Source organism: Microbulbifer halophilus, from assembly GCF_026183675.1.
Classification (GTDB): domain Bacteria; phylum Pseudomonadota; class Gammaproteobacteria; order Pseudomonadales; family Cellvibrionaceae; genus Microbulbifer; species Microbulbifer halophilus.
On sequence record NZ_JAPIVK010000020.1, the window covers coordinates 1 to 8,039 of the forward strand.

Below are 8,039 nucleotides of genomic sequence, written 5' to 3' on the forward strand. Positions count from 1 at the left end.
GCCGCCAGCAGCGCCACCAGCTGCGCCCGGTCGCCCTCCCCGTCCAGCAGCACGGCCGCCCTGTCGATGCCGGCGGCCGCGCGCAGGGCGCGCTCCACCTCTTCCAGCTCGAAGCGGAAACCGCGCAGCTTCACCTGGTTGTCCCGCCGCCCCAGGATGCGTATGGCGCCCGCGGACTCCTGCAGCGCCAGGTCGCCGGTGCGGTAGAGGCGCCCGGTGCCGGATGGATCCTCGCGGTAGGCCGCGGCGGTGGCCCCGGGGTCGCCCAGGTAGCCCCGGCTCACGCCCGGGCCGGCGACACAGAGTTCCCCGACCTGCCCCCTGGGCAGCGCCCGGCCGGCGCCGTTCTGTAAATGGATCCGGTTGCCGCCGATCACCGACGTCAGCGCCGTGTCGCCGCCGGCGGAATCCACCTCGGACCAGAGCACCCCCACGGTGGTCTCGGTGGGGCCGTAGTGGTTGTAGATACGGCAGTCCGGGTTCGCACCCGCCAGCCGCCGCAGCAGCGCTGCGCCCACCGGCTCGCCGCCCAGCACCAGCCGCTGGCGCGGCAGCAGCGCGGCGACATCCTGCCCCTCGAGCAGCGCCTCCAGGTGTGACGGCACTATCTTCAGTACGTCCAGGGGGCGCTCCGCCAGATAGTCGGCGAAGGCGCGGCCGTCGGTGGCGGCGGCCCTGTCCAGCAGGTGCAGGCAGCCGCCGCGTATCCAGGTGGGGAAGAGCACCGTATTGCCCAGATCGGCAACCAGGGACGACACCAGGCCGTAGTGGCCGCCGGCCGGCAGGGCCAGGGCGCCGATTGCCCCGTCGCAGTAGTGGTTCAGCTGCGCATTCTCTACCTGCACCCCCTTGGGCCGGCCGCTGGAACCGGAGGTGTAGAGCACATAAGCCAGGTGCCCGGGCGTCCGCGTCACCGGGCGCAGCGACGCCGTCTCGACTTCGGCGGCGGGCCAGGCCAGCGACCGCCAGGGGCCCGCCGGGCAGCTGTCCCCGTCTTCCGCCAGCAGTATCGCCGGTCGCGCGTCCTCGAGAATGGCCTGCAGGCGCGCGGCCGGCTGCTGCGGGTCCAGGGGCAGGTAGGCGGCCCCTGCCTTGAGGCTGGCGAGCATCGCGATCAGCGGCTCGGCCCCGCGGGGCAGGCAGATGGCCACCAGCCGTTCCGGGCCGGCGCCGGCGGCCTGCAGGGCAGCGGCCAGCCGCTCGCTGGTCGCGTCCAGTTCCCGGTAGCTGTATACCCGGGAACCGCAGCGCAGCGCCGCCCGCTGGGGATGGGCGGCGGCGGAGGCGCGGAAGCCGTCGACGATATCCGCGCAGTCGCCCGCCGCTTGCCGCGGTTCCAGCGCCGCGCCGCACTCGTCCTCGAGCCGTATGTCCAGCTCCGCCAGGGGCGCGTCCGGGCTCTCCAGCGCCAGCTCCAGCAGCCGCCGCAGCCGCACCAGCAGCCGCTGCATCTGCCCCTGCCGGTAGAGGCCGGTGTCGAAATGGAGGGCCAGTTGCCCGTCCCCGCTGTCGGTGCGAATCGCTTCCAGCAGCAGTTCGCAGCCGCCGCTGGCCCCTGTTTCCAGCGCCCGGCGATGTGCCTGGCGGCGCCAGCGGAATCCCGCCTGGCGGCTGGGCTGCCACAGCGGCAGCAGTTCCGGCAGGGTCGCATACTCCTGCCAGTCGGCCAGTTCCGCCATTTGTACCGACAGATCGCGCGCCAGGCCGCGCAGCCCCGTCTGCGGGGAGAGCCGGCAGGCCAGCGGCAGCGGTTGTTCGAAGAGACCCAGGCAGCCGGCCAGTTCCCCGTAGTCCTCCCGGCAGTCGTGGCTGCAGCCCAGTTGCAGTTCCTCCCTGCTGCCCAACCGGCCCAGCAGGGCGGCCCAGATGGCGAGCAGCGGCACCGGTTCCGCAGATTCCAGTTCTTCGGCCAGTTCCGCCAACCGGTGTTGCAGATCCGCCGGCAGCGGGCACTGCACCCGCCCCGCCCGACCTTCCGGCCGGCCGTAGGTCTCCGGCAGGCGACCGCCGGGCAGCTGGTCCAGGCTGCGGTTGCGCCAGAACTGGGCGCCCTCGCCGGACTCCGCATCCTCGTCCTGCAGTTCGCGAATCCAGGAGACGTATTCGCGGTACTGCATCGGCTCTTCTACCTCCCCGGGGGCGCCCAGCAGTTCCCCGCGCAGTTGCAGCAGGCTGGCGTCGTCCAGGGAGAGGGCCGGCAGCCCCAGCAGCAGGCGGCTGCCGGCGCGGTCGTCGCGGTACAGCCAGGCTGCCAGGTCGGGCCGGCTGTCGGCGGCCATCGCCTCCGCCCGGCGGCGCCACTCGAGGGGCTCCAGCCCCTGCTCCGCGCCGCCGCTGCGCCAGTCCAGGTGCACTGCCGCCGGTTCCAACACCTGCTGGCGCAGCCCGCTCCAGCCCGGCAGCGGCCGGTAGCGGGTGCGCAGGGCCTCGTGGCGGGCCACCAGTCGGCGCAGGGCCCGCTCCACCCGGGAGGCGTCCACTTCCCGACCCAGGTCGAGCCAGGCCCAGCGCAGGGCCGGTGCCGAGTCGACGAGCGCTCTCTGTTGCGGCGCCAGGGGCGCGCCGCCGCTATCGGGATTCACGATTGCACCTCCCCGGCCCGCGGCTCCCGCCCGTGCGTTTCATCCGCGGGGGCCGGCGCCTCCACCTCGTCGCGGCGATAGAGGTCGCCCATGGCCACCGCGATCCGCCGCTCGCCCTCGAAGGGATCGCGGGCGTGGGCGGCGAGCATGTTGTCCAGCATCACCACATCCCCCTGCCGCCAGTCGAAACGCACCGCGAAGCGCTCGTAGGCCTCGCTGATCAGCGCGATCGCCTCCGGCTCCAGGGGCTCGCCGTCGCCGTAGCAGACGTGCCGCGGCAACCGTTCCTCGCCGCCGGCGGCGAGCAGTTCGCCGCGCACGTCGTCGTCGAGGAAGGCCGGGTGGTAGAGCTGTATCTGGTTGAAGAAACTCAGCTCGCCGGTGCGCGGGTGGCGGATCACCGCCGGCCCCCGCTGGCGGGTGTGCAGGCTGTCCCCGTCTCCCCAGCTGAAGCGGATATCGCCCTCGCGGCAGGTGGCCTCCACCGCCTCGCGGCTGTCGGTCTTGAAGAAGTGCTGCCAGCTGACGTCAATGCGGCCGTCGAAGTTGCGGATATACAGCAATTGCTTGCGCTGCAGTTTGTCCCGCAGCCAGCCGGGCAGCGCCCGGTACAGCCGGCGGCAGTCGACGATCGGCGTGGCGCCGCCCACCGGGGCCGGCTGTTCGCAGTAGAACCACTGCCGCCGCGGCCAGCGATGCTGGTGGGCGCTCTCGTTGTGGAACAGGATCATGCGGTCCGCCGGATAGGGGGTGGAGCGGTAGATTTTCTTCCCCACCTCCCTGCGGGGCAGGTCGCCGTACTGTCCGTAGAGCTCCGGGTAGAGCGTCCGGCAGAAATCCTCGAACGCCACCGGGGTGGGCAGGCGGAAGCCGCGGAACAGCAGGCCGCCGTGGCGCCCCAGCCACTCCTCGACGCGCTCCCGCTGGGCGGCGGCCCAGGCGAGCGGGTCCAGGTCCGGATCGCGGCTCTCCACCAGCAGCGGGAAGGTCTCCCCCTGCCGCAGCGGGCGGCTCGTTACCGGTTCCGGTGGCGCGGCCGCCGCGGGGCGCCGCCGGAGTTTGCCGAGCTTGGACAGCTTGCGCTGTTTTTGCGCGGATGAAGTCATGGATTCCTCGCTTGCGGAGTGCAGGTAGAATTCGTTCAGGGGGGTGTCCGGCGCCGCCAGGGCCCGGTCCAGTATTGCGCGCAGCCGGTCGCGCAGCCGCTCTATGGTGGTGCGGCGGAACAGGCTGGGCCGGTAGACCCAGCGCATCTGCAGCGCTTCCTCCGTCTCGCTGGCGAAGAGCGCCATATCGAACTTGGAGTGCTGCTGGGCGCCGGCCCGCGGCGACACCCGGATATCCGGCAGCTGCCGCCGCTGGCCGGGGGTGTTCTGCATCACCAGCAGCGCCTGCAGCAGCGGGTGGGTGTTGCGCTGGCGCGGCAGCCCCATCGTCTCCACCACCCGGTCGAAGGGCACCTGCTGGTGGGAGAAGGCATCCAGGCAGACCCGGCGCACGGCCTCCAGGTAGTCGGCGAAACTGGCATCCGGCCGCGGCTTCAGGCGCAGCGCCACCAGGTTGACGAAGAAGCCGATCAGCGACTCCGTCTCCGCCGGCTCCCGGTTGGCCACATCGGTGCCGATCACCAGGTCGCCGCTGCGGGTCTCCCGCTGCAGCACCAGCCCCAGGGCCGCCAGCAGCAGCATGAACAGGGACAGCTCCCGCTCGCGGGCGAAGTCCCGCAGGGCCCGCCACTCCCTGCCGCACCACTGGAAGTTCACCGCGTCGCCGCGGCCGTCGTCGCGCTCCGGGCGCGGGAAGTCGAACGGCAGCGCCAGCTGCGGCGGCATGCCGGCCAGCGTGCGGCGCCAGAAGGACAGGCCCTCCGCGCACTGCGAGCGGCGCGCCTCCGACTGCTGCCAGGCGGCGTAGTCGGCGTACTGCAGCGGCAGCGGCGGCAGCGTCTCGCCGCCGTAGCAGGCGATCACCTCGTCCAGCAACAGGGCGGTGGACCAGGCGTCCGAGGCGATATGGTGCTGCACGAACTGGCACACGAAGTCGCGCTCCCCGCGCCGGTAGAGGCGCACCCGCAGCGGCGCCTCCCGCTCCAGGTCGAAGGGGCGGCGGGCCTCCTCCGCCAGCCGGCGCTCCAGGCCGGACTCGCCCTCGCCGGCGGGCAGCCCCGTCTCCGTGAAGTCCACCGACAGCGTGTCGTGAATCCACTGCAGCGGCTCGCCATCCAGCGTGCGATAGGTGGTGCGCAGGATTTCGTGGCGCCGGCTCACCTGCTCCAGCGCCCCGCGCAGGGCCCCGCCGTCCACCGGCCCGCGCAGTTCCACCGCGAAGGCCATATTGAAGCCGGCGTCCGCCGGATCCAGCTGTTGCATAAACCAGACGCGGCGCTGGGCGTCGGACAGCGGCAGCTCCCCGCCCCGCGACACCGGCACTATCCGGCTCCGGCTGGCATCGGCCAGGGCCTCCGCCTGCTGTGCCAGCAGCGGCCGCTCGAAGAAGGTTTTCAGGGGCAGTTCCAGCCCCCGGGCGCGCAGGCGCGCGCGGACCTGGGCGGCGCTGAGGGAGTGGCCGCCCAGGTGGAAGAAATTGTCGTCGGGGCCCGGCTCGTCCGCCCCCAGCACCTCGCGCCAGATCTCCGCCAGCAGCTGCTGGTCCGCGGTCGACGGCGTTCCGGCGGTCCGCTCACCGTTTCCGGCATCCGCCTGCGGCAGCGCGGCGCGGTCCACCTTGCCGTTGCTGTTCAGCGGCAGGGCCTCCAGCGACCGGTAGCGGGCGGGCAGCATATAGTCCGGCAGGCGATCGGCCAGGTGGGCGCGCAGGGTTCCGGCGCCGGCGCTGTGGCCGTCGCGGTTCACCCAGTAGGCGGCCAGCTCGCCGCCGCGCAGGGCCACCGCCGCCTGGCGCACCGCCGGGTGCCGCTGCAGGGCGGCCTCTATCTCCCCCAGTTCGACGCGGAAACCGCGCACCTTGACCTGGCTGTCGGTGCGCCCCAGGTATTCCAGGCGGCCGTCCGGCAGCCAGCGGGCCCGGTCGCCGGTGCGGTAGAGGCGGCCGCCGTCGCCGGCGAAGGGGTCCGGCAGGAAGCGCTCCGCGGTCAGCCCCGGGCGGCCGGCGTAGCCCCGGGCCAGGCCCAGGCCGGCGATATACAGCTCCCCGGCCACACCCGGCGGCACCGGGTTGAGCTGGTCGTCCAGCAGGTGGAGGCGGTTGTTGAGCAGCGGGCGCCCGACGGGGTGCACCGCCAACTGCGGCTCCTCCGCCAGCGGACAGCAGCTGGACCAGACGCTGGTTTCGGTGGGCCCGTAGACGTTGAACGCGGCCCGCGCGGCCCGCGCCAGGCGCGCGGCCATCTCCCCCGGCAGCGCCTCGCCGCCGGCCAGGGCGACGACGCCCCCCAGGGGCGCCGTTTCCTCTTCCAGCAGCAGGCTCCAGGTGGCCGGCGTGGCCTGCACCAGTTGCACATCCCGCTCGCGGATCAGCGCCAGCAGCGCCGCCGGGTCGCGGCGCTGGTCGTCGTCCGCGATCACCGCAGTGCCGCCGCGGGCCAGGGGCAGGCAGAGTTCCAGGCCGGCGATATCGAAGGTGACAGTGGTGAGCGCCAGGAATCGCTCCACCCCCTCCAGCGGCAGGGCCCGCTCCATCGCCAGCAGGAAATTGGCGAAATTGCCGCGGGAGATCTGTACCCCTTTCGGGCGGCCGGTGGAGCCGGAGGTGTAGAGGGTGTAGGCCAGGTGGTCGGGAGCCGGGACCGTCGGCAGCCGGGCCCCGGGATCGCGGCCGTGGGCGGATGGCCGCCCCACCGCTCCTACAGGCGGGAGTTCGGCTTCCAGTTCGGACCAGGTCACGGTGCGCATGGTCGCTGCTTGATCCAGGCCCACGCGGGTTTCGTCCGCACACAGGCACAGGGTCGGGGCCGCCTGCGCCAGGATATAGCCATTACGCTCCGCCGGGTGCGCCGGGTCCAGTGGCAGGTAGGCGGCACCGGCCTTCTGGATGCCCAGCAGGCAGACGAGCAGGCGCTCGTCCCGCGGCATGCAGAAGGCCACCGGGCTCTCCGGCGCAATCTCCCGGGCCAGTATCCATTCGGCCAGCCGCTCGGCGCGCTCCGCCAGCGCTCGATAGCTCAGCCGCCGCTCGCCGCTGACAACCGCGATGCGCTCGGGATGGCGGCGGGCGGCGGCGTCGAAGCGGGCCACAAAGTCGACGATTTCGCCCTGCGGTATCGACGCCCCCGCCGACGGCTGCGCCGCCGCGGACGGCAGTTCCAGCGCCGCCAGGGGCGCATCCAGGCCGCCGGCGATACGGCCCAGCAGCTCGATATAGTCCGCCGCCATGCGCGCCACCGTCTCCTCCCGGAACAGAGCCGCGGGGTATTCCAGCAGCAGCGAGACGGCGGCTTCGCCGCCCTCGCCGCGCCGCTCGAACAGGTTGAACGTCAGGTCGAATTTGGCGCTGAGCGCCTCCGGCGCCAACGGCTCCACCTCGAGGCCGGGCAGTTGCAGGCGTCGCTCACCGCGGTGGTCCACCTGGTGGTTGAGGGCCACCTGGAACAGGGGCGCGCGGGACAGGTCCCGCTCCACGTCGAGGGATTCCACCAGCTGCTCGAACGGCAGTTCCCCCTGCTCCAGGTCCTCCCGGTGTCGCCGCGCGACGTCGCGCAGGAAATCCCGCAGCGGCCGGCCGGGATCCAGGCGGCAGCGGTGCACCAGCGTGTTGAGGAAGGGCCCCACCAGTTCCTGGGTGTGGGGATTGTCGCGGCCGGACACCGGCACCCCGAGGGTGAAATCCGCCTGGCCGCTGTAGCGCCACAGCAGCAGCTGGCAGGTGGCCAGGTGAACGGTAAAGGGGGTAATTTCCAGGCGGCGCGCCAGGGCGTCCAGCTCCCGCACCAGTGCCGGCGGCAGCTCCCGGTCCAGCCGCCGGCCGGCGGCCTCCCAGCGCGCCGGGCGGGGCTTGTCCAGGGGCAGGGACAGGTCGAAGCGGGCGCCGTCCAGGCGCGCCCGCCAGTAGTCCAGCAGCCCGTCGGCGCGGCCCTCCTGCAGGGCCCGGTGCTGCCATACCGCCAGGTCGAGAAAGTCCGGCTGCCGCTCGGGGACCGCGATTTCGCGCCCCTCCGCGGCGGCGCGGTAGGCCTCGGCGAAGTCCCGCACCAGCAGCCCCATGGACCAGCCGTCCACGGCGATATGGTGGACGTTGATCAGCAGCCGGTGGTCGTCACCGGCCAGCCGGAACAGGTCCACCGCCAGCAGCGGGCCCCGCTCCAGGTCGAAGGGCCTGGCGGCGGCCCGGGCAGCCGCTTCGCGCCAGTCCGCCCCCGCCGCGGGGTGTTCGCGGAAGGAAAGCTCCGCCCCGGCCGCCGGCCGCTGCCAGACCCGGCCGCCCTCCTCGAAGAAGCGGTAGCGCAGGGCCTCGTGGCGGCGCACCAGTTGCTCGCAGGCGCGGCGCAGCGCCGCCGCGTCC

Annotated in this window: 2 protein-coding genes; both read right to left on the reverse strand. The window is 73.1% G+C overall.

The window, feature by feature from the left end:
• A partial coding sequence (locus tag OQE62_RS11720) for an amino acid adenylation domain-containing protein (RefSeq protein WP_265722225.1) occupies positions 1-2,582 on the reverse strand: 2,582 nt, incomplete at its 3' end.
• A partial coding sequence (locus OQE62_RS11725) for a non-ribosomal peptide synthetase (RefSeq protein ID WP_265722226.1) occupies positions 2,579-8,039 on the reverse strand: 5,461 nt, incomplete at its 5' end. The genes OQE62_RS11720 and OQE62_RS11725, both read right to left, overlap by 4 nt.